The sequence below is a fragment of the Curtobacterium sp. MCPF17_047 genome, assembly GCF_003234045.1.
In the GTDB taxonomy this organism is placed as follows: Bacteria; Actinomycetota; Actinomycetes; order Actinomycetales; family Microbacteriaceae; genus Curtobacterium.
The window spans coordinates 140,122-166,030 of the sequence record NZ_QKSF01000006.1; the positions used below are offsets into that span (position 1 = coordinate 140,122).

23 protein-coding genes are annotated in these 25,909 nt (G+C 71.8%); 14 read left to right on the forward strand and 9 right to left on the reverse strand.

Features of this window, described 5'->3' with window-relative positions:
- Window positions 1-9: 9 nt before the first annotated feature.
- The 3 genes from DEJ33_RS08095 to DEJ33_RS08105 form a co-directional block, all read right to left on the reverse strand.
- Window positions 10-552: a hypothetical protein gene (locus DEJ33_RS08095; RefSeq protein ID WP_146242563.1), complete on the reverse strand. Its 543-nt coding sequence runs from the start codon at window positions 550-552 to the stop codon at window positions 10-12.
- Between the two features lie 45 nt (window positions 553-597).
- Entirely contained in the window at window positions 598-1,059 is a 462-nt protein-coding gene (locus DEJ33_RS08100) for a hypothetical protein (protein WP_111194678.1), read from the reverse strand.
- Window positions 1,060-1,247: 188 nt separating this feature from the next.
- Window positions 1,248-2,105, reverse strand: a complete 858-nt coding sequence (locus DEJ33_RS08105; RefSeq protein WP_111077666.1) for a LysR substrate-binding domain-containing protein — start codon at window positions 2,103-2,105, stop codon at window positions 1,248-1,250.
- 123 nt (window positions 2,106-2,228) lie between these two features.
- On the opposite strand from DEJ33_RS08105, the gene DEJ33_RS08110 reads away from it, so the two are divergent.
- Entirely contained in the window at window positions 2,229-3,554 is a 1,326-nt protein-coding gene (locus DEJ33_RS08110) for an MFS transporter (RefSeq protein WP_111194679.1), read from the forward strand.
- Window positions 3,555-3,702: 148 nt separating this feature from the next.
- Here DEJ33_RS08110 and DEJ33_RS08115 read toward each other — a convergent pair whose 3' ends face one another.
- Window positions 3,703-4,350 carry an NAD(P)-dependent oxidoreductase gene (locus DEJ33_RS08115; protein WP_111194680.1) on the reverse strand — a complete coding sequence of 216 codons (648 nt, stop codon included), beginning with the start codon at window positions 4,348-4,350 and terminating at the stop codon, window positions 3,703-3,705.
- A gap of 145 nt (window positions 4,351-4,495) precedes the next feature.
- Between DEJ33_RS08115 and DEJ33_RS08120 the strand changes: the two genes are divergently transcribed.
- On the forward strand, window positions 4,496-4,861 hold the full coding sequence (locus DEJ33_RS08120) for a helix-turn-helix domain-containing protein (protein WP_110903057.1): 366 nt from the start codon (window positions 4,496-4,498) through the stop codon (window positions 4,859-4,861).
- Between the two features lie 49 nt (window positions 4,862-4,910).
- Window positions 4,911-5,939, forward strand: coding sequence for an NADPH:quinone reductase (locus DEJ33_RS08125; protein ID WP_111194681.1), 1,029 nt, complete (start codon window positions 4,911-4,913; stop codon window positions 5,937-5,939).
- Here DEJ33_RS08125 and DEJ33_RS08130 read toward each other — a convergent pair.
- A complete protein-coding gene (locus tag DEJ33_RS08130; protein ID WP_146242564.1) occupies window positions 5,917-7,113 on the reverse strand; it encodes a GAF domain-containing protein in 1,197 nt (398 codons plus the stop codon). The two genes, DEJ33_RS08125 and DEJ33_RS08130, sit on opposite strands and share 23 nt — an antisense overlap.
- 136 nt (window positions 7,114-7,249) lie before the next feature.
- Here DEJ33_RS08130 and DEJ33_RS08135 point away from each other — a divergent pair, with 136 nt between their 5' ends.
- Window positions 7,250-8,128 carry a patatin-like phospholipase family protein gene (locus DEJ33_RS08135; RefSeq protein WP_111194683.1) on the forward strand — a complete coding sequence of 293 codons (879 nt, stop codon included), beginning with the start codon at window positions 7,250-7,252 and terminating at the stop codon, window positions 8,126-8,128.
- A gap of 12 nt (window positions 8,129-8,140) precedes the next feature.
- Here DEJ33_RS08135 and DEJ33_RS08140 read toward each other — a convergent pair whose 3' ends face one another.
- Window positions 8,141-9,334: an acyl-CoA dehydrogenase family protein gene (locus DEJ33_RS08140; protein WP_111194684.1), complete on the reverse strand. Its 1,194-nt coding sequence runs from the start codon at window positions 9,332-9,334 to the stop codon at window positions 8,141-8,143.
- A gap of 63 nt (window positions 9,335-9,397) precedes the next feature.
- Here DEJ33_RS08140 and DEJ33_RS08145 point away from each other — a divergent pair, with 63 nt between their 5' ends.
- A complete protein-coding gene (locus tag DEJ33_RS08145; RefSeq protein ID WP_181437276.1) occupies window positions 9,398-10,024 on the forward strand; it encodes a QsdR family transcriptional regulator in 627 nt (208 codons plus the stop codon).
- Window positions 10,025-10,298: 274 nt separating this feature from the next.
- Here DEJ33_RS08145 and DEJ33_RS08150 read toward each other — a convergent pair whose 3' ends face one another.
- Window positions 10,299-13,775: a proline dehydrogenase family protein gene (locus DEJ33_RS08150; RefSeq protein ID WP_111194685.1), complete on the reverse strand. Its 3,477-nt coding sequence runs from the start codon at window positions 13,773-13,775 to the stop codon at window positions 10,299-10,301.
- An 82-nt stretch (window positions 13,776-13,857) separates the two neighbouring features.
- Here DEJ33_RS08150 and DEJ33_RS08155 point away from each other — a divergent pair, with 82 nt between their 5' ends.
- From DEJ33_RS08155 to DEJ33_RS08175, 5 genes are all read left to right on the forward strand, one after another.
- Window positions 13,858-14,760 (forward strand): LysR substrate-binding domain-containing protein, encoded by a 903-nt coding sequence (locus DEJ33_RS08155; RefSeq protein ID WP_111194686.1) that lies wholly within the window; start codon window positions 13,858-13,860, stop codon window positions 14,758-14,760.
- Window positions 14,761-14,926: 166 nt separating this feature from the next.
- Window positions 14,927-16,528, forward strand: a complete 1,602-nt coding sequence (locus DEJ33_RS08160) for a hypothetical protein (RefSeq protein WP_111194687.1) — start codon at window positions 14,927-14,929, stop codon at window positions 16,526-16,528.
- A gap of 276 nt (window positions 16,529-16,804) precedes the next feature.
- Entirely contained in the window at window positions 16,805-18,610 is a 1,806-nt protein-coding gene (locus DEJ33_RS08165; RefSeq protein WP_111194688.1) for a putative Ig domain-containing protein, read from the forward strand.
- Window positions 18,611-18,876: 266 nt separating this feature from the next.
- Complete coding sequence (locus tag DEJ33_RS08170; RefSeq protein WP_111194689.1) at window positions 18,877-20,541, forward strand: putative Ig domain-containing protein; 1,665 nt, start codon at window positions 18,877-18,879, stop codon at window positions 20,539-20,541.
- 123 nt (window positions 20,542-20,664) lie between these two features.
- A complete protein-coding gene (locus DEJ33_RS08175; RefSeq protein ID WP_111194690.1) occupies window positions 20,665-21,309 on the forward strand; it encodes an FMN-dependent NADH-azoreductase in 645 nt (214 codons plus the stop codon).
- A gap of 23 nt (window positions 21,310-21,332) precedes the next feature.
- Here DEJ33_RS08175 and DEJ33_RS08180 read toward each other — a convergent pair whose 3' ends face one another.
- Window positions 21,333-22,352, reverse strand: a complete 1,020-nt coding sequence (locus tag DEJ33_RS08180; protein ID WP_181437277.1) for an MBL fold metallo-hydrolase — start codon at window positions 22,350-22,352, stop codon at window positions 21,333-21,335.
- A gap of 93 nt (window positions 22,353-22,445) precedes the next feature.
- On the opposite strand from DEJ33_RS08180, the gene DEJ33_RS08185 reads away from it, so the two are divergent.
- The 3 genes from DEJ33_RS08185 to DEJ33_RS17190 all read left to right on the forward strand — a co-directional run bounded on the left by DEJ33_RS08185 (window position 22,446) and on the right by DEJ33_RS17190 (window position 23,951).
- Entirely contained in the window at window positions 22,446-23,492 is a 1,047-nt protein-coding gene (locus tag DEJ33_RS08185) for an ATP-dependent DNA ligase (protein ID WP_111194691.1), read from the forward strand.
- Window positions 23,493-23,643: 151 nt separating this feature from the next.
- A complete protein-coding gene (locus tag DEJ33_RS17185; protein ID WP_166779260.1) occupies window positions 23,644-23,805 on the forward strand; it encodes a hypothetical protein in 162 nt (53 codons plus the stop codon).
- Window positions 23,802-23,951 (forward strand): hypothetical protein, encoded by a 150-nt coding sequence (locus tag DEJ33_RS17190; RefSeq protein ID WP_181436531.1) that lies wholly within the window; start codon window positions 23,802-23,804, stop codon window positions 23,949-23,951. The genes DEJ33_RS17185 and DEJ33_RS17190 overlap by 4 nt, the downstream gene beginning before the upstream one ends.
- Window positions 23,952-23,980: 29 nt before the next feature.
- Here DEJ33_RS17190 and ligD read toward each other — a convergent pair whose 3' ends face one another.
- The gene (gene ligD, locus DEJ33_RS08190; RefSeq protein ID WP_111194692.1) at window positions 23,981-25,000 is read right to left on the reverse strand and encodes a non-homologous end-joining DNA ligase; all 1,020 of its coding nucleotides are present in this window, start codon (window positions 24,998-25,000) and stop codon (window positions 23,981-23,983) included.
- Between the two features lie 67 nt (window positions 25,001-25,067).
- On the opposite strand from ligD, the gene DEJ33_RS08195 reads away from it, so the two are divergent.
- The gene (locus DEJ33_RS08195; RefSeq protein ID WP_181437278.1) at window positions 25,068-25,901 is read left to right on the forward strand and encodes a DUF429 domain-containing protein; all 834 of its coding nucleotides are present in this window, start codon (window positions 25,068-25,070) and stop codon (window positions 25,899-25,901) included.
- Window positions 25,902-25,909: the final 8 nt, after the last annotated feature.

Below are 25,909 nucleotides of genomic sequence, written 5' to 3' on the forward strand. Positions count from 1 at the left end.
GTCGGGCGGTCAGGCTGTGGGCGCTGGCATCGTGAACGTCCGGAGCGCGGACCGGAAGCGCTCGACATCGGTCCGCACCGGCATCGACAGCAGGAGCGTCGACGCCGAGAGCCGCACGGCCATCGTCTCCGACGTCGGCACGACGACCAGGTTGCGCAAGCCGACGGCCCACGCGGCGACGAGGTCGCCGAGCACCCGGTCGTCATAGCTGACGTCAGCATCGTCCGGCGACGCAGCCTCGAGCCACGCGTCGTACGCGTCGTGGACGTCCTCGTCGAGGACGGCGCTCCCCAGGTGCTCTGCGAGTTGCTGGCGCCACGAACTCGTCTGCCGCAGGAGTTCGAAGTCCTCCGCCCATGTGTCGGGGCGCGTCGCGAGTGCAGCGATCGACGAGGACCAGGCCGCGAGCCAGCTCCCGCGCTCGACTCCCACTGCGCTTCCCGAGGCAGACGCGAGGAAGAGGAGCATGCACAACGTGTGCTCCCGCCGCTCCTCGGTGAGGAGCATCTCCGGTGGCCAGATCGATGAGTCCCCGAGATCATCCGCTTGCACGAGTCGCCTCCTTTCTCCGGCTTCGCGTCAGTCTCCGTCTCGAGGTCATCCCCAGTTGCTGGTTGCTCGTCCCGCGTGGCAGATCGCTCCGTTGGACAGCGTCGCGAACGACCCGACATCGATCTGACCGAATCCCGAACTCCACCCGTAGACGCTCTTGAAGTGCGTCGCACTCCAATGTGAGCCCGTCGTGAGGCCCGAGAAGGGCTCTGTGTACACCTTCCCGACACCGGTCGCTCCGGTCACACCCCAGTGATGTCCGAGGCTGGTTCCCTTCACCACGTAGCTCGTCTGGATGTTGATGCCCTGTCGCGCCTTGTTCTTCGTGATGGTCAGCGTCGCGGTCCCGCAGTTGCCGGACACGGTGTTCCGTCCCGCGCCTGTTCGACGCTGCTCCGCGATGGCTTCGGCGCTCACGGGGACGGAGATCAGGGCACCAGCAGCGCTCCTCTCGATCCGGTACCCGTTCTGCTCGGCGATCTGCGGGTCGAAGTCAACGATCGTCATGGCTTCGGTTTCGTTGCTCACCACGCCATCGGCGGTTGCTGGAAGCGGATTGGTCAACGCTGCAAGCAGCGCCGACAGCGCGATGACACCGGCGGTCGTCCGGACGTTGCGTGGAGCCAAGATTCCTCCTCGATCGATGTACGGAGATACTGGCATCCAGCATATGAGTACGCAACCCCTCTGATTCGTCAGACGGCGCGGACGACCCCGCGCGAGAGGATCGCGTTGGTCAGGGCCTCGATCGGCTCGCGCTGGACGGTCGGGTTGGCGATGAGGACGTAGTCGACCGCCGGCAGGTCGGGCAACGACAGCCGCTGCGACACCTTCACCAGGTCGGCGGGGATCAACGAGTGCGGGAACACCGCGACGCCGATCCCGGCACGGACGGCTGCCAGCACCCCGTTCACGTCACGGGTGTTGCAAGTGATCCGCCAGGTGCGGCCCGCCGCCTCGAGCGCGTCGATCGCCATCTGCCGGCTGATGCTCGGCGCCTGGTAGGCGATCAGCGGGACCGGGTCGTCGGCTTCGAGCGCGATGCCGTCCTGTGCCATCCAGACCATCTGGTCCGAGGCGACGCGGGTGCCCTCGGCGGACTCCCCCGCGGTCCGCTTGATGAACACGAGGTCGAGCTGGCCGGCGTGCACCCGGCGGAGCAGCGGTGCTGACTGGTTGACCGTCAGCTCGAGGTCCACCTGGGGATGCAGCTTCCGGAAGTCACGGAGGATGCGCGGCAGTTGCGTGATCGCCAGGTCGTCGGCCGCACCGAAACGGAGGCGGCCACGGGCGGCGACGCCGGAGAAGTAGGCGTCCGCGGTGGCGTGCGCCGCGAGGATCGTGCGGGCGAACCCGGCCATCGCGTCACCGTTGTCGGTCAGGCGGACGCCGCGGGTGTCCCGGGCGACGAGCGTCCGCGCCACGGTCGACTCGAGTCGGCGCACGTGCTGGGACACCGTCGGCTGGCTGACGCCGAGCTGCACGCCGGCCTGCGTGAAGCTGCCGGTCTCGGCGACGGCCAGGAAGGTCTGGAGCAGGACAGGGTCGAGCACTGGAGGCTCCTCATTCGACATCGCAATGGAGTGATGCCGATCATAGGAGGATCGAATGGGCCGCCATCGATTAGTTTCGTGTGGGTACCGTTCCCACCCTCGACAGCCGGAGTCCCCCGCACCGTGCGATCGTCATCGACGACCATCCACCCGCCCACCGAGCCGCTCCCGATCAGCACCGTCCGCCCACCGTGGCGCCGGTCCTTCATCGCCCTGTCCGTGCCGAACTTCCGGCTGTTCACCGCCACGAACCTCGTCGCGATGACCGCCGGGTGGATGCAGCGCATCGCCCAGGACTGGCTCGTGCTGCAGCTCACCGGGTCGGTCGCGCAGGTGGGCATCACGGTCGCGTGCCAGTTCGCGCCGATGCTGCTGTTCGGGCTCCTCGGCGGGGTGTTCGTCGACCGCTACTCGAAGCGCGCGCTGATGATGATCACGCAGGGCGCGTTCGCGGTGCTGTCCCTGCTGCTCGCGGTCCTGACCCTGGCCGGGGTGGTGCAGGCGTGGCACATCTGGGTGATCGCGTTCCTGGTCGGCATGGTCACGGTCATCGACAACCCGGCGCGCCAGGTGTTCGTCACCGAGATCGTCGGACACCAGCACCTGCGGAACGCCATCAGCGTCAACTCGTCGGTGTTCCAGCTCGGCGGCATGATCGGCCCGGCGCTGTCCGGCATCCTGCTCGTCGCCGTGGGAGCCGGGTGGTCGTTCGGCATCAACGCGGTGGCGTGCGTCGCGGTGGTCGTGACGCTCGGGTTCCTCCGCGTGTCCGAACTGCACCGCACCCCGTCGGCTCCGCGGTCGAAGGGGCAGCTCGTCGAGGGCCTCCGCTACGCCGCCGCGAAGCCGACGATCATCGTGCCGGTGATCCTGGTGGCCTTCTTCTCGGTGTTCGCGTTGACGATGCCGGTGCTGCTCTCCGCCTTCGCGTCGAAGGTCTACGACGTCGGCGCCGGCGGCTACGGCCTGTTCAACTCCGCCGTCGCGGTCGGTGCGCTGACCGGCGCCGTCCTCTCCACCCGGCGCGCCGTGGTGCGGCTCCGCACGATCGTCGGCGGGGTGTTCTGGACCGGGGTGCTGCTCGTCGTCGCCGGGTCGACGCCGACCATCGCGCCGTTCACCGTGCTGCTCGTCGTCGTCGGCCTGTCGCAGCTGCTCTTCCAGACGGCGTCGAACTCACTGGTCCAGCTGTCCTCGAACGTCGCGATCCGCGGGCGCGTGATGGCGCTCTACGTCCTCGTGCTGCTCGGCGGCCAGGCCATCGGCGGTCCACTGATGGGCCAGGTCGTCGACCACTTCGGCGCACACGTCGGGATGATGGTCGCCGGCGGTGTCCCGGCCACGGCGGCGGCCGTCATCGCACTCGTCCTGGCGCGGCGCGGCGGGCTGCACCTCGAGGTGCGCATGCGCCACCACCTGCCGCTGCCGGCCATCGTCGGCAACCGCTGACGCGCCTCCCGTCCGTCGGGTCGTCGACGCCGGACACCGGTGTCCGTCCGTCGCGTCGCGCTTCCGCGCGGCGTGACCGATGAACACCGGTGTTCCGCAGAGTCCCGCAGGGCCCGCAGAGCCCGCAGGGCCCGCAGAGCCGGTCGGCTCAGTAGGCGACGCCGAACCGCGCCTGGTGGTGCTTCGGCTGCTCGATCTCGTCGACGACCGCGATCGCGTAGTCGGCGCCCGAGATGTCCGAGTTGCCCTCGGCGTCGGTGAGGAGCACGTCGTCCGACGTGCGGTACGTGCCCCGACGCTCGCCGGGGTTGTAGCCGCCGAAGGCCGCGGCGGGGCTGACGTAGAACCAGTCGACCGAGGTGTCGCCGGCGCGCAGGGCCTCGAGGATCTGGCCGTGGCTCTTCGCCTCGCCCTTGAACGCGTCCGGGAAGTCCGGGGTGTCGTACAGGGCCGGGCCGTCCTCGGCGACGAGCATCGAGCCGGCACCACCGACGATGCCGAGCCGTGCACCCGCGGCGGCGGCTGCGTCGACGAAGTGCTGGAACTGGTCCTTGAGCTCACTGCCGTCGGACTGGACCGCGTGCAGGGAGACGATGAGGACGTCCGCGCCCTTCGTCACGTCGGACACGAAGGCGGCGTCGAACGCGTCACCCTGCGCGAGGGTGAGGTGCTCGGCGGCATCGAGCTTGGAGGTGTCGCGCGCGACGGCGACGACCTCGTGGCCGCGGGAGAGGGCTTCACGGACGATGGCGGAGCCGGCGTAGCCGGTGCCTCCGAAGACGACGATGGTGGACATACGAGCTCCTTCGTGGTGGTGGTGCCGACGCGGTGACGCGCCGTGCCACTCACTGTACGGGTGTTACTCTCTTCCGGTAAGCAGGCACCTCACGGTGCGTGCCCTGCCCGGGCGCGTCGTGCACCGTGCCCCACGGAAGGTCACCATGAGTGCGCTCGAGTACAGCCCCTACGCGGCGGACTGCCCCTCCCGACAGCTGCTGGACCGGATCGGGGACCGGTGGAGCGTCCTGACGATCGGCGCCCTGGCCGACGGACCCCGTCGGTACTCCGCCATCGCCACCCGCGTGCAGGGCGTCTCGCAGAAGATGCTCACGCAGACCCTCCGCGCCCTCGAACGGGACGGCCTGGTGACCCGGACGGTGTTCCCCGAGATCCCGCCGCACGTGGAGTACGAACTCACCGACACCGGGCGTTCCCTCCGCACGGTGCTCGTGCCGCTCGAACAGTGGGCGATCGACCACATGGACGGCGTCACCGAAGCGCGCTCGGGGTACGACGCGCGGGCCTGAGCCCGTCGCTCCTGGAATCGCGTCGGCCCGCCGGTGGTTGCGTGGAGGCATGCGATCGATCGTCCACTCCCAGCCCGGCACGTCCTCCGTCCTCTCCCTCGCCGACCGACCGGTCCCCGAGCCCGGCGACGGTGAGGTCCGCGTCCGCGTGGTCGTCTCCGGGGTGAACCCCACCGACTGGAAGGCGCGGCAGGGCGGCACCTACGGTGACGGCCTGCCGTTCCCCGAGATCACCCCGAACCAGGACGGCGCGGGCATCGTCGACGCCCTGGGCGCCGGGGTCGAGGGACTGTCGGTCGGCGACCGCGTCTGGCTGTTCATGGCCGCGGCCTCCCGCCCGACCGGCACCGCGCAGGAGTACACCGTCGTGCCCGCCACCCGCGTCGCACCACTGCCCGAGGGCGTCTCCTTCGACGTCGGCGCCTCGCTCGGCGTCCCGGCCATGACCGCCCACCGCGCCCTGACCGTGCACGAGGACGGCCCCACCCGCCTCTCCCCCGGCGCCCTGTCCGGTCGCACCGTCCTCGTCGCCGGAGGCGCGGGTGCCGTCGGGCACGCCGCCATCCAGTTGGCGCGGTGGGCCGGCGCGACCGTGATCGCGACGACCAGCTCCGACGACAAGGCCGCCCTGGCCACCTCGGCCGGGGCGCAGCACACCGTGAACTACCGCGACGCCGACGCCGCCGACCAGATCCGCGCGATCGCCCCGGACGGCGTGCACATCGTCGTCGAGGTGTCGATCCCCGCGAACGCCGACCTCGACGCGGCCGTCCTGGCGAACCACGGCGTCGTCTCGATGTACGCCGACAACGGTGGGGACGCAGCATCCATCCCGGTGCGGCCGAACATGGGCATCAACGCCCGGTACCAGTTCCTGCTGCTCTACACGATCGGCGACGTGGCCCTCGCGGCCGCTGCCGAGGACGTCACCGCAGCCCTCCGCGACGGCGTCCTGCCGGTCGGCGAGGAAGCGGGTCTGCCGCTGCTGCGCTTCCCGCTCGAGGAGACCGCTGCCGCGCACGACGCCGTGCAGGGCGACGCGGTGGGCAAGGTGCTCATCGACGTCCAGGCGGAGTAGCGCTGGCGCGGCGCCGCGCTGCCACTGCGCAGTCGCACTTCGGCACCTGGTGCGCTTCGGCGCCGCACAACGGAGACCGGTTCGAACCACGGAGGTCCGCGGTTCGGACCGGTCTCCGTTGTGCCCGTTCGGTCCGCGCCGTGGTGCTGGGGAGGTCAGTCCCGCCGGCGCCTACCGGTCGCCCGCGCCAGCTGCGCCCGCGCCGCGGCCGTCGCCCGCTGCAGGTTCGCCGCGACGACGCGCGGGTCGTCGTAGTCCTGGTCGTCGCTGCCGGCGGACCGCGGGGGCGCCACCCGCGCGCGGCCGAACCGGGCCGCGCCGGACGGACTGAACGTCGTCGTGGCGTCAGGGTACGTCGAGTGCCCGACAGCGGCTCGACACCCGCCTCGGGCACCGGCGGGAAGGCCAGCACACAGGCCGTCGCCACGTACTCGGCGATGACGGCGACGTTCCGCACGTCGAGGTCGGTGAACGCACCCGGCGCGGGACTGTCGACCGTGAGCATGCCGAACGAGTAGTCCTCGGACCGGACGACGACCGCCACGTAGGACCGCCAGCGGGGTGCGAACTCGGGGTCGTCGTCCTCGGCGTCGACGTCGGACTCCCGGTCCGGGACGACCCGGGGCGGACCACCCTGCAGGACCCACTCCAGGTTCCGGTCGCCGTACGGGGTGCCGGCGCGGAAGGTGCCCGCGGTGTCACCCGCTCCGCCGTGCCCGATCGGTTCGAGGGCGTCGAGCGCCGTCGACAGCAGGTACACGTTCGCCCGGACGTCGGGCACGTGCGGCAGCAGGTAGAACGCCAGTGCGGCCGCGGCCCGGTCGGCGAACCCGCCGAGTTCGATGCGCCGGGTCACCGGGTCGTGCGTCGCGAACCGGGTCAGCCGGGTCGCGATCTGCCCGAACCCGTACTGCACCGCCACCTCGTACGCCGCGAGCGCCGCAGCACCTGTGTCCTCCGCCGAGGCCCGTGCACGCGCGCCGCGACGCGCCCGGAGCACCTGCCAGACGACGACGGCGACGAACACCGCCAGCGCCGACACGACGAGCCACACGCGCTCGACCGGGACACCGACGAGGTTGGGCACCTGGAACACCGCCGTCGGCAACGCCGCCGCCACGATCGGCAGCACCACGTCACCGGCGCGCCCGCGCCGTCCGTTCCCCTGTCCCACACGAGCACGGTAGGGCCGACCACCGACGGACGGGAGGCGCGGGGCGGGGGTGATCCGTGCCTCCCGTCCGGGTCGTGGTCGGGTCCGCCGAGCGGACGTGGTGCGCGTTCATCGCCGGACTTGGTATGCAGGAGGCATGACCGATGTTGCACAGCCCACGCCCACGCCCGGAACACGCGCGATCGTCCTCGGAGGCGGTGGGGTCGCCGGCATCGCCTGGGAGCTCGGCGTCCTGTCCGCGCTCGAGGACGCCGGGGTCGATCTCGGCTCCGCGGACCTGGTGGTCGGGACGAGTGCAGGGAGTGTCGTGGGGACGTTCCTCCGCGCCGGCGCGGTGCAGACGGCCTACGAGCAGCAGTCGAGCCCCCTGCCGACGACGTACGAGGAGCCGGCGGCCGTGGACGTGACCGCGGTCGAGCAGCGGTTCGCCGCCGCGATGCAGGGCGCCACGTCCGAGCAGGACGCCCGTGCGCGGGTCGGTGCTGCGGCCCAGGAGGTCACCACCGGCCAGAGCGACGACGAGCGCGTGGCCACCTTCCGGCAGACGCTGCCCGATGCCGAGTGGCCGGAGAAGCCCTACGCGGTGACGACGGTCGACGCGGTGGACGGGTCCTTCCGGGTGTTCCGCGCCGAGGACGGCGTGCCGCTGGAGCGTGCGGTCGCGGCGAGCTGCTCGGTGCCGATCGTCTGGTCACCCGTGCGCATCGACGGGCACCCGTACGTCGACGGTGGGGTGCGGTCGGCGACGAACGCCGACGTGGCCGCCGGGTACGAGCGGGTCCTGGTGATCGCGTGCAGCCCGGAGGGGCCGTCGCCGCTCGGGCCGTGGCTCGACCGGTCCGTCGCAGCCCTCCGCGACGCCGGGTCGCAGGTGGAGGTCCTGGTCGCCGACGAGGCGTCGATCCGGGCCTTCGGGACGAACTCGTTGGCGCTGTCGACGCAGCGGCCCTCGGCGGAGGCCGGGCGGGCCCAGGCGGAGCAGGTCGCGGAGCGGGTCGCGTCGTTCTGGGCGTGAAGCGGTGACGGGTCAGACGAACGCGGCCTGACCCGTCACGGCGCGACCGACGATGAGCGTGTTGACCTCACGGGTGCCCTCGTACGAGTAGATGGCCTCGGCGTCCGCGAAGAACCGGGCCACACCCTTCTCGAGGACGATGCCGTTGCCGCCCTGCACCTCGCGGCACCAGCCGACCGTCTCGCGCATCCGGGCGGTGGCGAAGGCCTTCGCCATCGCGGAGTGCTCGTCGCCGCCCAGTCCCTGGTCCTGCAGGGCCGACGCCTGCGTGCAGAGGGCGATCGACGCGGTGATGTTGGCGAGGGACTTCACGAGCAGGTCCTGGATGAGCTGGTGCGAGGCGATCGGCTTGCCGAACTGCACACGCTCGCGGGCGTAGCGCAGTGCCGCCTCGTAGGCACCGACCGAGATGCCGACGGCCTGCCACGCCACCTCGGTGCGGGTCAGGCGGAGCACCGTCGCGGTCGACCGGAACGAGTCGGCGTGCTGCAGTCGGCGGGCTTCGGGGACGCGGACGTCCTCGAGTGTGATGTCGGCGTTCTGCACCGAGCGGAGGGCGATCTTGTCCTCGATCTTCGTCGCGGTGAAGCCCGGGGTGTCCGAGGTCACGAGGAAGCCCTTCACCTGACCGTCGGCGACGTCCTTCGCCCAGATCACGACGACGTCGGCGAACGTGGCGTTGCCGATCCACCGCTTCGCGCCGTTGAGCACCCAGGTGTCGCCCTCGTGACGGGCGGTGGTCCGCAGACCGCGGGCGGAGTCACTGCCGGACAGCGGCTCGGTCAGGCCGAAGGCGCCGACGATCTCGCCGGAGGCCATCCGGGGCAGCCACTCGCGCTGCTGCTCGTCGCTGCCCGCGACCGCGATGGAGTTCATGGCCAGGCCGGACTGCACCCCGATGAAGGTCGCGACGCCGGCGTCGACACGGCCGAGTTCGAGTGCCGCCCAGCCGCGGTAGACGGCGGAGTTCTCGAACTGGCGGACCAGTGGGACCCCGGGGCCGTACATGCCGAGCTCGGCGAGCGGTGCGATGACCTGCTTCGGGAACTCGGCGCGGGCCCAGTAGTCGTCGGCGATGGGTGCGACGTCGCGCTCGAGGTACTCGCGGAGCTTCCCGAGGGAGGCGCGTTCCTGGTCGGTCAGCTGCTCCTGGAACCGGTAGAAGTCGGATTCCAGCAGGGGCGTCTGCGCAGCCGTCGTTGACATGACCCCAACGATGCATCATTCTCGAAAACGTTGCAAGACGGGTACGACGACTCGGGGGGAACCGTGAGCAGGCTAGCACTCGGCGCGCTCGGCTCGGCCCTCGTCCCGAGTGCCCTCGCCGCCCGACTGGAGGCCCACCCCGACTCCCAGCGTGCGTTCCGTGCCGCGCGCCACAGCTTCATCGACGGCGCCCGTATCGACATGGGGGCGCTCGCGTCATCGCTCGGGGTCGACCGCACCTCGCTGTTCCGCTGGGTCGGCAACCGCGACCAGCTGCTCTCGGAGATCCTCTGGTCGCTCGCCGTCCCCACGCTCGACGCCGCCGGCCGTGCCGCAGCTGCATCGGGAGCAGCGCGGATCGTCGACGTCCTCGACCGGTTCACGGCGGACCTGATCCGGGCGCCGTACTTCCGGGCGTTCCTGACCCGGGAGCCCGCTCGTGCACTGCGCCTGCTCACGACGACGGACAGTGACGTCCAGCGGCGGTTCGTGGCGGTCGTCGCCTCCCTGATCGCCACCGAGCAGCACGCCGGCGCGTTCGACCCGGCACCGCTCTCCCCCGAGGAACTCGGACGGCTGCTCGTGCGTGTCTCGGAGTCGTTCACCTACGCGGACTTGATCTCGGGCGAGACCCCGGACCCCGAGCGGGCACGTACGACGTTCGAGTACATCCTGCGTCCCACCCGGTGAACGGGCGGAGCGACCGGACAGCCGACCGCCCGCTACCGGAAGCCGTTCTCCTCGAGGAGGTACCGCGGCACACCGTGACCGGTGCAGCGGTCACGACGGCGGACGCCCCGGAGGACCTCACGCACGTGCTCGCCACATCCGGTCCAGGTGGACTTCCCGCACACCGGGCACTGCGCTGACTCACACATGCACCCGTTGTAGCGACACCGACCCCGGAGCGCTCCGAGGCCGGCGTCGATCGGCTACGCGCGCTGCCCGTCGGCGACAGTAGTCGTCAGATGAGGTCGTCGGACAGGTGGTTCGGCGTGCCGAACCGATGCGCCGTGATGGACACCGCCTGCTCGCGGAGGAACGGCAGCATCTCGATCCGCCCGGCCTCGGTCACCGGCTCGGCGTACACCGCGATGTCCGGGCGTCCGTTCGTCCCGACCGCCAGGGCAGCAGCGTCCCCGGCGATGAGTCGGACACGCGTGGACGGGCCGGCAGCGATCCGGGCGGCGAACGTCTCGTCCGACTCGGTCTGCCGCACGGACTCGACGAGCGGGAGCCCGCGGAGCGCGGTGGCCACCGCTTCCGGGAGCGCGGCGGCCGTGGAGACCTGGACGGAGGTGCCCGCACGGAGCGCCGCGGCGACGACCCGTACGAGGCTGTCGACGTCCGACTCACCCTCGGCAGGCGAGGCCAGGCGGACGTGGACGCCCGGGAACGGCAGGTACCGGAAGACGTTGCGCTCGGCGGAGAGTGCGGACACATCGGCCGCGGTCCCGAACTCCGAGGTCCACGCGAGCTCGTCGGACGCGATCGCACGGTCGACCGACTCGGACGCCACACCGGTCGCCCGGACGAAGGCGGACACGTCCGACGACGGCGTCGAGCCAGCGCGGGCGACGGCGGGCTCCCACGAGCCGAGGCCGACCAGGTAGTTCACGCCGCCGGCCTTGGTGCCCGCGCCGACTGCGGACTTCTTCCACCCGCCGAAGGGCTGGCGGCGGACGATCGCACCGGTGATGCTGCGGTTCACGTAGAGGTTGCCCGCCTGGATCCGGCTGAGCCACGTGCCGATCTCGCCCGGGTCCAGGGAGTGCAGACCCGAGGTCAGGCCGTAGTCGACCTCGTTGACGATGTCGATGGCTTCGTCCAGGGTCTCGGCGGTCATGACGCCGAGGATCGGGCCGAAGTACTCGGTGCGGTGGTAGTCCGAGCCCCGCCGGACGCCCTGCCGGACACCCGGGCTCCAGAGCTTGCCGGAGTCGTCGAGCTGCTTCGGCTCGACCGCCCACGACTCCCCCGCGCCGAGCGTCGTGAGACCGTCGAGCAGCTTGCCGGACGCCGGTTCGATGATCGGCCCCATCTGCGTCGTCGGGTCGCTCGGGTACCCGACGGTCAGCGACGACACCGCGTCGAGCAGCTGGTTGCGGAAGCGCTTGGACTTGGCGACCGACCCGACCATGACGACGAGCGACGCGGCCGAGCACTTCTGCCCCGCGTGTCCGAAGGCCGAGGCGACGACGTCCTTGACGGCCAGGTCGAGGTCCGCCGATGGCGTGACGATGACGGCGTTCTTCCCCGAGGTCTCGGCGAGCAGCGGCAGGTCCTGACGGAACGACCGGAACAGCTCGGCGGTCTCGTACGCACCGGTCAGGATCACCCGGTCGACGAGCGGCGACGCGATGAGGGCCTTGCCGAGCGAGGACTCTTCGACGTCGAGGAACGCCAGCACGTCGGCGGGAGCGCCGTGCGCGTCGAGGGCGGTCTCGATCACCGACGCCAGGACGGCACCGCTGCGGGCGGCGGGCGGCGCGGGCTTCAGGACGACCGCGGACCCGGCTGCCAGCGCGGCCAGCGTCGACCCGGCCGGGATCGCCACGGGGAAGTTCCACGGCGGGGTGACCAGCGTCAGTGCGGCCGGGGTGAAGGAGGCGCCGTCGACGGTGTCGAGGGAGGCCGCGAGTTCGCCGTAGAAGTGCGCGAAGTCGATCGCCTCGGACACCTCCGGGTCGGCCTGGTCGATGGTCTTGCCGGTCTCCGACGCCATCACCTCGATGAGGGCGGCGCGGTTCGCCTCCAAGGCGTCACCGACGGCGTGCAGGACGGCACCGCGGGCTGCGCCCGACCACGAGCCCCACGTGGTGCCGGCGTCACGGACGCGCCGCAGGGCGGACTCGAGGGTCGAGGCGGAGGTGATCCGGGCCTCCCGGACGGCCGAGACCCCGAGCGTCGACGAGGCGATACGGGCGGTGATGCCGGCGCCCCACTCGCGGACCGATCCGACGGACGGGTCACTGTCGGGCGTGTTCTCGAAGTGGCCGGGCGCCGGGCGGTCGACGGCGGCGTACCGGTCCGCGACGCGGTGCGGTGCCGGGGCGTCGAGTCCGCCGGGCAGGGCGAGCGGTGCCAGCGAGTCGCGGAAGCGGGCTTCCTCGCGGGCGAAGAGCGTCGGGGAGGACGCGAGCGAGAACACCGCGGACATGAAGTTGTCCTGCGACGCGCCCTCTTCGAGACGGCGGATCAAGTAGGCGATCGCGACGTCGAACTCCCCCGGGTGCACGACCGGCGTGTAGAGCAGCAGCGAACCGACGGTCTTCTTCACCGCGGCGGCCTGCCCCTGCGCCATGCCGAGGAGCATCTCGAACTCGATGCCGTCCCGGACTCCGCGCTGCCCGGCCAGCAGCCAGGCGTGCGCGACGTCGAACAGGTTGTGCCCGGCGACGCCGACCCGGACGTTCGCGATGCGCTCGGGCGTCAGCGCCCAGTCGAGCACGCGCTTGTAGTTCGTGTCCGAGTCCTGCTTGGTGTGCCAGGTCGCGAGCGGCCACCCGTGCACCGACGCCTCGACCTGCTCCATCGGCAGGTTCGCGCCCTTGACCAGGCGGACCTTGATGTCGGCTCCCCCTCGGGCACGACGGGCGGCGGACCACTCCTGCAGGTGCTCCATGGCGGCGAGCGCGTCGGGCAGGTAGGCCTGCAGCACGATCCCCGCTTCGAGGTCGGCGAACTGCGGCTCGTCGAGGAGCTTCGTGAAGACCGCGATGGTGAGGTCGAGGTCCTTGTACTCCTCCATGTCGAGGTTGATGAACTTCCTCGGCGATGCCGCTGCGGCGCGCTCGAACAGCGGGCGGAGCTGCTCGACGATGTCGTCGACGGCGTGGTCGAACGCCCATGGCGAGTGCGGATGGACCGTCGAGGAGACCTTGATCGAGACGTAGTCGACGTCGTCACGGCTGAGGAGCGCGTGGGTGCCGGCGAGACGCCGTGCGGCTTCGCGTTCGCCGAGCACGGCTTCGCCGAGAAGGTTCACGTTGAGGCGGACGCCGTCCTGCTTGATCCCCGCGATCGCGGGGCCGAGCTTCGCGTCGGTCGCGTCGACGATGAGGTGGCCGACCATGTTCCGCAGCACCCGTCGGGCGATCGGCACGACGACGGTCGGGAGGCTCGGTGCCAGTCCGCCACCGAGGCGCACCAGTCCGCGGAGCGCGGCGGGCAGGAACCCAGGTGCGTCCGGCGCGATGGCGCGGAGCTTGCGGGCCGCGACGGCGAGGTCCTCGGGGCGGACGACGCCGTCCACGAAGCCGACGGCGAAGGCGAGGCCCTTCGGGTCGGCGAGGACGCCGGCGAGCTGCTTCGCGGAGCCGTCGACGGGGTACGTCTCGGCCTCCGCGAGCCACTGTCGGACGAGCGCGACGGACGCGTCGGCGAGGTCGTCGTGGACGGTCGGGGCGGCAGCGTCGGAGCGCGGCTGGACGTCGGTCATGGGGACAGTGTGACGGGCGCTCTTTCGGTAGCGGAAGCAACCGTTCCTGATGCATTCCGTTCAGCTCAGCTACGCTTTCGACATGCTCGACGTCCGTCGCCTGGTGCTCCTCCGCGAGCTGTCGATCCGGGGCACGGTCGCAGCCGTCGCCGAGGCGATGAACTTCACCCCGTCGGCGGTGTCGCAGCAGCTCGCCGTGCTCGAGCGCGAGGCCGGCGTCCAGCTGCTCCGCCGTGCCGGGAGACGCCTGCAACTCACGCCGCAGGCCGAGGTGCTGGTCGCGGCAGCGGGCGAGGTGCTCGACACCCTGGAGCGTGCGCAGGCCTCGGTCGAGTCGACGCTGACGAGTGTGCAGGGGCGCATCCGGGTCGCGGTGTTCCAGTCGGCCGCGCTCGCGCTGATGCCGTCCGCGCTCCGCACGATGGCGCTCGAGCACCCCGACGTCCGGGTCGAGATGGTGCAGCGCGAACCGGAGACGGCGCTCAACGAGACCTGGGCCCGGGACTTCGACATGGTGATCGCCGAGCAGTACCCGGCGCACGCGGCACCGCGGTTCCCCGGCCTCGACCGGCGCGACCTGACGACGGACCCGGTGCGGTTGGCGCTGCCGCCGGTGGCGACGGCGCTCTGGCCGGTGGCCTCGCTCAAGGAGGCCGCGACGCTGCCGTGGGTGATGGAACCACGTGGTGCAGCCTCCCGGCACTTCGCCGAGCAGACCTGCCGACGTGCCGGCTTCGAACCCGACGTCCGGTACGAGACCGCCGACCTGCAGGCGCAGATCCGGCTCATCGAGTCCGGCAACGCGGTGGCGCTGATGCCGGACCTGGTCTGGGCCGGCCGGTCGACGAGCTGCCGACTGCTCGAGCTGCCGGAACCGGGGCGCCGGACCCTCTTCACGGCGCAGCGCATCGCGAGCGCTGAGTCCCCGGCGGTGTCGGCGTTCCGGGCGGCGCTCGAGCGGGCGGCCGGCGCTCCCCGATCCTGAGGGCACCATGTCGGGAAATCCCCGATCATGACGGGTTTCCGAGCACTTTTTCCGTGACGGTTTCGTGACCATCCCGGACGGTTCCGCGACACTTCCGCGCCGTACGCTCTGGCCACGGGCCAGCCACTGGGCAGCCCGGCCACACGTCATCCCAGGGGGGAACCCAATGCACAAGACCTGCCTGCCGCCGATCCACCGGATCGCGGCCATCGGCTCCGCCGTCGCCATCGTCGCGGCGTCCTCAGCGTTCGGCATCGGCGTCAGCGTCAGCAGCGCCTCCGCTGACGAGTCGGTGCTGGACACGAGTGTCGCGACGTCCACGGGCGCCGACGCGTCCACCGGGGTCGGCGCGACCACCGGGGTCGGCGCGCCAGCGACCGGTCCGACCGATCCGGCGGTCGGCTCGACCTCGGGTGCCGACGCTGCGCCGGGAGAGACCGGCCGCGATCACGGTGTACCCACTCCGGCAGCCACGCCCGCACCGACAACGACACCGGCTGCACCGGCTGCACCGGCTGCACCGACCGTCCCTCGCGCACCAGCGACGACCACGACCGTCACGCCGGTGGCCGTCACGCCGGTGGCCGTCACGCCGACCGCAGCCGCCGCCCCGTCCGCGACCGCAGCCGGCACCGTCGCGATCACCGGGACGGCCACGACCTGGCACACGCTCCGCGCCGTGACCGACGGCTGGCCTGCCGGCACGACCTTCACCTACCAGTGGACCCTGTCGGGGCCGGTCGTCGGGACGCGCGTCATCGCCGGCGCCACGAGCGACACGTACGTGCTCGGCCACCCGGACGCGACGAGCGACCTGACCGTCGCGGTCACCGGCACCGCACCGGGCGAGGACCCGACGACCGTCACCAGCGCCCCGGTCCACGCGGACTTCAACGACGAGACGACGTTCACCGGCGCAGGTGTCCGCGAGCTCACGGCTCATGCCGGCGAGACGATCTCGGTGCCGATCCAGGCACTGACCGGCGACCAGGGAAGCCTCCGGTACGGCGTGAGCTCGTCGGCCGACGGTCCGATCGACGCCGCAGCCCTCCCCGCGGGACTGACACTGTCCAGCGACGGCGTGCTCTCCGGGTCCACCACGACGGCCCAGGTCATCGACTTCTGGGTCCTGGCCCGGACCTCCCAGGAACCCGCGGGAGCGCCCGGGCAGCACGTCCAGCTGACGGTGGGCCTGGCGGCGGACACGCAACTACGAGCCTTCGTGATGGACTACGACCCGCCGCACTCCCGCTCCTGGACAGTGTCGGCCGACGGGACGACGGAGTACCTCGACGCGCTCTCGGACGACCAGGCGCCGGCGTCCACGCCCATCACGTCGACGGTGGGCTCGACCATCACCGTGAACACCGGCCTGGTCGACCGCTACGGCAACCGCCAGCCGATCCCGGTCATCGACGACGACTGGGCTTCCTCGGTCGCCGGTGACACGCTCGGCAAGTACGACCCGGGCACGGCGGTCACGTTCTCCTCGCCCGGCGTCCGGACGCTCACGGGGACCGCCCCCGACGGCCGGACGATCAGCTTCACGGTCCGCGTGGCGGCGACGGCAACGACTGCCACCCCGACGACCCCCGCGGCCGCCGGTGGCACCACGTCCGGAACGGGCAGCCCCAGCAGTGGCTCGGCGCCGTCCGGCCACCTCGCCTTCACGGGTGCCGACGAGACCGGGCCGATCGCCTGGGCCCTCGGTCTGCTGGCGGCCGGAGCGGCGCTCCTCGTGGCACGGGTGCGTCGACGTCGAGCCTGAACGAGCAGCTGGAGGGGCGTGTCCGAGCCGGGCACGCCCCTCCAGTGCGCCCCGGGGCACCCGTCGGAACACCGGAGCCAGCCCCATCCGACCGAGCGGCGCGATCCTGAGGGCACCATGTCGGGAAATCCCCGATCATGACGGGTTTCTCGGCACGTTTTCCGTGACGGTTTCGTGACCGTGTCGACCGGTTCCGCGGCCTCTGCGGACCCTACGATCTGGCTACGGGCACGCCATCGGGCAGCCCGGCCACACGTCATCCCAGGGGGGAACCCAATGCACAAGACCTGCCTGCCGCCGATCCACCGGATCGCGGCCATCGGCTCCGCCGTCGCCATCGTCGCGGCGTCGTCAGCGTTCGGCATCGGGGCGGTCAGCGCCTCGGCCGACGAGCTCGCACCGAACGCCGCCGTCGGGACGTCCACCAGCGTCGACGCAGCGGCCGACGGCCTGACCGCCGACTCGGCTGCGGGCCCGGCCAGCGCTGCTGCGGGCACCCCGGCCGCGACGACCCCGCCGGCCCCGACGGCCACGCGCGCAGCGCCGACGCTCCCGGAGGCTGCCGTCCCGGCAGCCGCCGCCCCCGCTGCGGCGACGCCCACGCCGAGCGCGGACGCCCCGACCGCGACCCCCGCCGGCACGGTCGCGATCGCCGGCACGACCCGCGCCTGGCAGACCATCTCCGCGGACACGGCCGGCTGGCCGGCGGGCACGACCTTCACGTACCGGTGGGACTTCCACCACCCGGTCCTCGCGAACCGCGACCAGGGCACCCAGCGAACCTACGTCGTGGACCCGGAGCAGGCCGACGGCACCTTCACGGTCACCGTCACCGGCACGGCTCCCGGCATGACGCCGACGTCGGTCACCAGTGCACCGAGCAGCACGGTCGTCGTCGAGGACTCCGACCGGCAGTTCATCTACGGCCAGCGCGTCGTCCCGGTGACCAGCGGTCAGCCCTTCTCCGTCGACCTCGCTCCCGCTGACAACCCCGACCTGTCCTTCTTCGTGAACGGCTCCATCAGCGGCACCGCGGACCCGAGCGTGCTGCCCGCGGGCGTGACCCTCTCGGAGGACGGGGTGCTCTCCGGGACCCTCGAATCCTCGACGCCGCTCCGCGACCAGATCTGGGTCCACGTCACGACGCCGTACCACCCGGGCGGTGGGCTGTCGGAGCGGATCCTGCTGTCCGTCGCCCCGGCGGAGGACGACGGCGGGCTGTCCTTCAGCGGCGGGACGATCGAGGACCACGCCGTCCAGCTCCTCGCGCAGGCCGGCACGGCGTTCTCGCACACGTTCCAGGCATCCGGAGGGCCCGTGGACGAGCCGGTGCGCTACTCGATCGTGCGGCCGGACGGGCAGCCGTTCCCGGCCTCGGACATCGGCGCCTCGTTCCCGGCGGGCATCACGCTCGACCCGACCACCGGTGTCCTCAGCGGCACGGACACGCAGGCGGCCCACTACTCGTTCGCCGTCGTCGCGACCTCCGGCGGACAGACCGCCACCCAGTACGTCGACCTCCGCACGGCCCCCGCTCCGGCGGTCGGTGCCCTCGTGACCGTCACCCGCCCCGGCGACGTCCGGGAGCAGCGCGCCTGGATCGTCAAGCCCGACGGCTCCGTGGAGACCACCTGGTTCCCGAACGGACCGCAGCACGACATCGAGCAGCAGGCCGGCGGTCGCCCCACCGCGGCACAGGGCTCGACGCTGCGGATCGCGGCGGCGCCCGTCGACGCCTTCGGCAACATCACCGTTCCCCTGGACGGCGACTGGGACGGGCGCACGCCCATCGGTGTGACGAGCGACGTCGCGTCCGACGTGGTCGAGCGGACCGGGTGGAACGCAGAGATCACGTTCCCGCACGCGTCGACGCACACGTTGACCGTCACGAGCCAGGGTGTCTCGACCACGTTCCCCGTCACCGTCGTCCCGTCCGCCGGCACCACCGGCACCGGCACCGGCACCACCGGCAGCCTCGCCTTCACCGGCGCCGACACGACGGGCCCGATCGCCTGGGGCCTCGGCCTGCTCGCGTCCGGTGTGGCGCTGCTCACCCTGCGCGCACGGCGTCGTCGGGCCTGAGCCACGAACGACGAGGGGTGTGTCCGACCCGGACGCGCCCCTCGTCCGCGTGCGCCGAGTGTTGTGTGCGCCGAGCTCGGTGTGCGCCGAGCTCCGCGTGCGCCGAGCGTCTTGCGGGAAACCGCACACTCCCCCCAACTCGGGTCACATTCGGGTATCCGGAACCGATCGGTTCACCTATTACCAATACGATCCGACCACGTCGGGGATTCTCGGCTGATTCATACGTTCCGGCATCTGCCCGGACATGGACCCTGGGGGAACCCGTGCACCGCAGCACCGCCTTCGTCCGACGCGCTTGCGCCGTCGGCACCGCAACTGCTCTGATCGGCCTGACGACCGGTCTCGGCGTCATGACCGCGACCACCGCCTACGCCGCCGAGGCTCCGGCCGACACCGCCGCGACCGCGCCGGCCGTCTCGGGTGGCGACTCGACCGTGCCGACTGCTCCGGGCCTCCCGGCCGACGCGGGGACCGCCGCCGGCGCGCCCACCGGCAGCGCGACGACCGCGCCGCCGGTCGCGGACCCGACGAGCCCCGCACCCACGGCGACCCCGACCCCGACCGCCGGCGGTGCACCCACCGGCACCACGCCGACGGCTGCCGCGCCCACCGCTGCGGCTCCGGTCGCACCCACGGCAGTCTCGACCGCCACGGTCAAGCTCTCCGGTACCGCCAAGGTCGGCTCGACGCTCGTCGCGACGACCTCCGGCTTCACCAAGCCCACCTCGTTCTCGTACCTCTGGTCCGTCGGCGGCGTCGCCACCGACATCGACGACGGCAGCTACGTCGTCCAGCCGGGCGACGTCACGAAGGTCGTGACCGTCACGGTCACGAACACGCTGCGTGACGACTCCGTCGAGGTCGCGTCCGCGAAGTCGGCCGCCGTCACCCAGGACCCGGTGTTCGTCGACGCCGCCGGCAAGCCGGTCACCGCCGGTCTCGACCCGGACGGAGAGCGTTTCGCGCTCGACACCACCGCCGGCGAGGCGTTCTCGTACACGTTCCGGGCCACGGGATCGCCGGCACCGACCTTCGCGCTCGCCTGGGCCTACCCGGACGAGGCCGAGGACGACGGCGAGGAGCCCGAGGGCACGCCGGACGACCAGCTGCCCGACGGCATCACGTTCGACGCAGCGACCGGCGTCCTGTCCGGTACGACCGAAGACGCGCTGTACAGCGAGTTCGCCGTCACCGCGACCAGCGGCGGTACGACCGTCACGCAGTACGTCGAGCTGAACGTCGACGCAGCGGCTGCGGCCGGCGTGCAGGTCTTCTCGGCCGACCGCGCCTCGTTCCTCCAGTACATCAAGAGCGGCATCGACGACGGCGGGCCCACGGACGGCACGCTGACGAGCTGGATCATCGATGCACGTGGCCACGTCACGACCGAGATCGAAAAGTACCACTTCTCGTCCGACAGCTGGGAGAGCGAGACGACCGACATCGACGGCGGCCGTCCGACCGTCAAGCAGGGCGGCACGCTCCTCGTCAACGGCGACCTGGTCGACCGGTTCGGCAACACGGTGACCGACGAGGACGGCAACTCGCCGGAGCTCGCCATCACCTCGGACATCGCCTCCGACGTCGTGCGCGAAGACCCCGACCTCGGTGACTACGGCAACTTCCTGAACGTGACCTTCCCGCACGCCTCGGTCCACAACCTGACGGCGGCCGCCGGCGACTTCGCGACGAGCTTCGCCGTCGAGGTCGTCCCGACCGCCACCGCCCCGGTCGCGGCTCCCCCGGTGGTCACGCCCCCGGTGGCAGCCGCGCCGATCGGCACCGTCCCGGTCCGCACCGCCGCACACGGCCGTCTCGCCTACACCGGCTCCGACGCGACCGACTCCCTGCCCTGGGCGCTCGGCATGCTCGCCGCCGGTGCGGCACTGGTGGGCCTGCGCACCGTCCGCCGACGCGCGCAGCGCTGATCCGGACGGGAGGCTCCTCCCGCGGCCCCGTCGATCCCTCCACGGATCGACGGGGCCGTTCCGTCGTCCACAGGTCGGTGACGCGCATCTCCCGGACCGGAGGGCGCGGCTAGCGTTGGAGTCATGCCGAGCCTGCTGCACATCGATTCCTCCGCCGACCTGTCCCACTCCCGCTCCCGCACCCTGACCGCCGCCTTCGCCGACGCCTGGCGTGCCCGCGGCCCGGAGTACACGGTCGTCCGCCGCGACCTGCACGTGGACCCGCTGCCGCACCTCGAGACGTCGGCGCTGCACTGGGCTGCAGCTGACCGCACGGCAGAGGAGTCCGTGCCCGACGCAGCCGAGCAGCTACGCCAGGACGTCATCGACGAACTGCTGGCCGCCGACGTCGTCGTGATCGGTTCACCGCTGTACAACTACACGGTGCCGTCCAGCCTCAAGGCCTGGCTCGACCGCGTGCACATCCCGGGCGTGCTCGTCCCCGGAACCGACGGCACGCCGCAGCCCCTCGCCGGGCGTCCCGTCGTGACCGTCGTCAGCCGCGGTGGCACGTACGACGCGGGGACGCCGACGGAGCACTGGGACCACGCGTCACCGGTGCTCGACATCATCCTCGGCACGGCGCTCGGCATGAAGGTGCACCCCGTCGTGGTCAGTGCGACCCTCGCCGACCGGCTGCCCGGACTCGCACCGTTGGCCGACCACGCCGCTGCCGAGTTCGCGGATGCACGGGTGGTCATGGAACGCCTGGCGACGACGCTCGGCTGACTTCCCGAGCAGCCGACGTGTGCTCAGGCTCGGCGGAGTTCTCCGGCACGTCCGAGCAGGTCGGCGTGGAACACCGTCTGGCTCAGGGCGCTCGCGAGCAGGTAGCCGGACATCGACTCGATGCCGCCGCTGAACGGCACGCGTGACGCGACCTCGAACACCGTGGGGCGGTCCAGGGTGTCCAGCGCGTCGGCGACGTGGCGGGTCCGCTCGTCGCGGTGCGCGGCCAGCACCCGAGCCCGGGCGACCACGTCGTGGAACCGGTACTCGTGGCCCGGGCAGACCTCGAGCCCGGCGTACGGCTCGAGGGCGGCCAAGGAGTCGAGCGAGTCTCGCAGGGGGTTCGAGTCGGTCCGCCCACCCAGGCCGATGCCGGAGTTGATCCGGGGCAGGACGTGGTCGCCCGTGAACAGCAGGCCGTCCCGCTCGTCGACGAAGCAGACGTGGCCACCGGTGTGGCCCGGGGTCCACAGCACACGGAGGTCCCGGCCCGGGATCGGCAGTCGGTCGCCGTCATCGAGCAGCAGGTCGGCGAACGGCGCCTCGACGGTCCCCTGCCCGAGCTGCCGACCGGAGCCCCACACCGCCAGGACACCGTCCAACCGGTCGTCGGGGACTCCCCAGGTCCGGGCGTCCCGCTCGTTCTGCTCGGCATCGGCACGGGCGTCCTGGAGGGCACGGACCTCGGCCGGGTGCATCGCGATCGGGGCTCCTGAACGGCGACGGAGCGCAGCGGCGGCGCCGAGGTGGTCGGCGTGCAGGTGGGTGACCGCGATCAGGGTGACGTCCTCCACCCCGCGTCCGATCGTCCGGAGGGCCTCGGTCAGGACGTCGAGTTCGCCGCCGTCGCTCCAGCCCGGGTCGATCACCGCGAGCGCCCCGTCGTCCCCGGCGACCACGTAGACCAGCGTGGCGTCGGGCACACCACCGCGGAACGGGACCGCGAGCGTCCAGATGCCGGGGCGGACCTCCTCGACGGGTGGCAGCTCACCTGCGGCGAGCGCCGCGGCCTGCACGGGGCTGACGGGCGACGGGTTCGACACGCGACCAGCGTAGTGAGCACGGGCCGAGCGGGCGGGGCGGCCGCGCACCGTGCCTCCAGGCCGTCGTCGGCGACGAGCGCGTAGACAGGCGGCATGGAGACCATCGCGCCCATGCTCGCCAAGGCCGTCGCAGCCGTCCCGGATCCGGACAGCGTCACCGGCGGACTGCGGTACGAGCCGAAGTGGGACGGCTTCCGCGGCATCGTGACGATCGACGGCGACGACGTCGAGATCGGCAGCCGCGGGGCGAAGCCGCTCACCCGCTACTTCCCCGAACTGGTCGAGGCGTTCCGCGCGCAGTTCGGCGGCCGCCCGGGCCCCGTCGTCCTGGACGGCGAGGTGATCGTGCGTTCCGGGGAGCCCGGGCACGAGAAGCTCGACTGGGAAGCGCTGTCCCAACGGATCCACCCGGCGGCTTCACGCATCGCGAAGCTCTCGGTCGAGACGCCGGCGCAGTTCGTGGCGTTCGACCTGCTGCACGTGGACGGGGAGGACCTGACCTCCCGCCCGTTCGACGACCGGCGGGCGGCCCTCGAGTCCCTCGGCGCCGATCTGACCGATCCCCTCTTCGTGACCCGGACCACGCTCGACGTCGAGACGGCCCGTCGGTGGCTCACGTCGTTCGAGGGCGCCGGCCTGGACGGGGTCGTCGCGAAGCCTCGGCAGCGTCCGTACGAGCCGAACAAGCGCACCATGCTCAAGGTCAAGCACCACCGCGAGGCCGACGTCGTCGCGGTCGGCTACCGGGTCCACAAGAGCGGGACGGGCGTCGGCTCGCTGCTGCTCGGGCTGTACGACGAGGACGGTGAACTGCGGATGGTCGGCGGCGTCTCGGCGTTCTCCGACAAGCGTCGGCGTGAGCTGGAGGACGAACTCGAACCGCTCGTCGAGCGGGACGCGGACGGGAGGCCCGTCACCGGTGACGGCGAACGGTCGCGGTTCTCGTCGGGTCGCGACACGTCGTTCGTCCGGCTCGCGCCGGAACGGGTGCTCGAGGTCCGGTACGACCAGATGGAGGGTGACCGCTTCCGGCACACGGTGCAGTTCGCCCGGTGGCGGCCAGATCGGCAGGCTCGCTCGTGCGGGTTCGACCAGCTCGAGGTGCCGGCGGCGTACGACCTCGACGACGTCCTGAGTTGACACTCCCCGCCCCCGCGAACGGGGGTGGAGTTGTCCATTTGGCGCTCGCTCGTCATCAGTAGTTAGCCGAACTAGTGATTGTGTGGAAGCATTCGAGACATCAGGGAAACGGTGGTTCTCCACCCCCTCGAGATCATGGATCGGAGTGGACATGAGCAACGAGATCCTCGTTCGCCGAGCACAGCGCAACCCTCTCAGCGAGGTCCGCGAAGCACGTCACCAGCGTGCCCTGCAGACCAGCGCGATCATCAGCGGGATCGCGGGCGTCACCGCCGCCGCGCTCGCCTTCGTCACGATCGGCCTGGGCGCATGATCGTCCTCGACGGCATCACGCAGGGCAACCGCCGGACCTGGTCCCGCTTGACCCGCCTGCACACGGCGACGGTCGGGTTGCCGCTGCAGACCTCCCGCGTCGACGACGACGACCTGCGCCGCGAGGACTCCTCCTCGCTCATCTGAGCAGGGTCCTCCCGGACGAGCGGGCGCGGTCAGGCCTTCTTGGCCCGTGACGGCTGCACGCGGGGCGGCTCGCCCGGCATCTTCGGGAAGTCGGGCGGGAACGGTAGTTCGCCGAGACCGTCCTCCAGGTCGCGCCGCCACCACTCGAGCAGTGGGTCGATGCTCCGGGGTCCGGCTGACATCGACTCCCACGGGTCCCCGGTCGTGTCGAGCCTCGTGGGCACGGTCAGGATCGTGAACGCCGTCGGGTCGGCGTCATCGAGTTCGTCCCAGGCCAGCGGCGTCGACACCGCCGCGTTCGGCAGCGCCCGCGGGCTGTAGGCGCCGGCCATCGTCCGGTCGCGGTTCGCCTGGTTGAAGTCGACGAAGATCCGCGAGCCGCGCTCCTCCTTCCACCAGGCGGTCGTGACCTGCTCGGGCATCCGCCGTTCGAGTTCGCGGGCGGCGGCGATCACCGCGTGTCGGACGTCCAGGAACTCGTACGCGGGATCGATCGGGGCGAAGACGTGCAGACCACGGTTGCCGCTGGTCTTCACCCATGCCTCCAGTCCGACCTCGGCCAGGACCTTCCGCAACTCGTGCGCGGCGGGGACGGCGTCGTGGAAGTCCGTGCCCGGCTGCGGGTCCAGGTCGATGCGGAGCTGGTCCGGGTGGTCGCTGTCCTCCGCTCGGGAGGCCCAGGGGTGGAACACGACGGTGTTCATCTGCGCTGCCCACACCGCGACGGCCGGTTCGTCGATCACCAGCTGCGGGTGGCTCCGGGCGCTCGGGTAGGTGACCGTCACCGCCCGCACGTACTCGGGAGCGCCCTTCGGCGGGTTCTTCGAGAAGAACTGCTCCCCGTCGACGCCGTCCGGGAACCGCTGCAGCGAGATCGGTCGGTCGCCGTTGGCACGGACGAAGCCGTCCCCCACGGCCACCAGGTACCGAGCCAGATCGAGCTTGGTGATGCCGAGGTCCGGCCACAGCACGCGGGACGGACTGGAGATCCGGACCTCCCGCTCGCCGTCGGGTCCGGGCACGGTGAGCGTCGTCGCCGGTGTCGCCATGCAGCGGAACCTACTCCGACGACGGGAGCACGGGACGAACCGGGACCGGACCCGGCAGGATGGAGCGGTGACGGCGTACCTCGGGGTGGACCTGGCCTGGGGCCTCGGCACCGAACGACGTGCTCCGAACGAGACCGGTCTGGCCGCGCTCGACGGTGACGGCCGGGTGACGGACGCCGGTTGGGCCCGCGGTGTCGACGAGGTCACTGCCTGGATCGCCGAACGGCTCGGCTCCCGGACCCTGATCGCAGTCGACGCGTCGCTCGTCGTCACCAACCCGACGGGTGTCCGTGAGGCCGAACGCCAGGTCGGGCAGCGCTACGGCCGGTGGAAGGTCGCCGCGAACCCGACCAACCTGGCCTCGGCCGCGAGCGCCGGGGCGCGGCTGCTCGACCGGCTGACGGCCCTGGGCGTGACCTACGTCAGCGACACCGCTGCCATGCGCGCCCGGACCGTCCCGGCGGTGTTCGAGTGCTACCCGTACACGACGCTCGTGGGGGTGGGGGAGTTCGGCTACGACGACGAACGGCCCCGCTACAAGCGGCTCGACACGTCCGTCCCCCCGGCCGTCGCACGGCAGCGCCGGGCGGAGGCGTTCGACGAACTCGTCCGGCGCATGCGCACCACGGTGTTCGACCCGCCGCTCGACCTCGACGCGCACCCGCTCACCCGGGACCTCCGCGACCCGTCCGTGCTGCACGGCCCGACGCACAAGCACCGTGAGGACCTGCTCGACGGCGTCCTCTGCGCCTGGACGGCGTCCTTCTGGGAGCGACACGGTGACGAACGGGTGCAGGTGCTGGGTGGCGATCCGGGCCTCCCGTCCGACCCGCTCGACGGGCAGGGCCGGTTGCCGGCCCTCGTCGCCCCCGCGCGCCGGTCGCAGCGTCCCGCTCGCTAGGCTGGCCC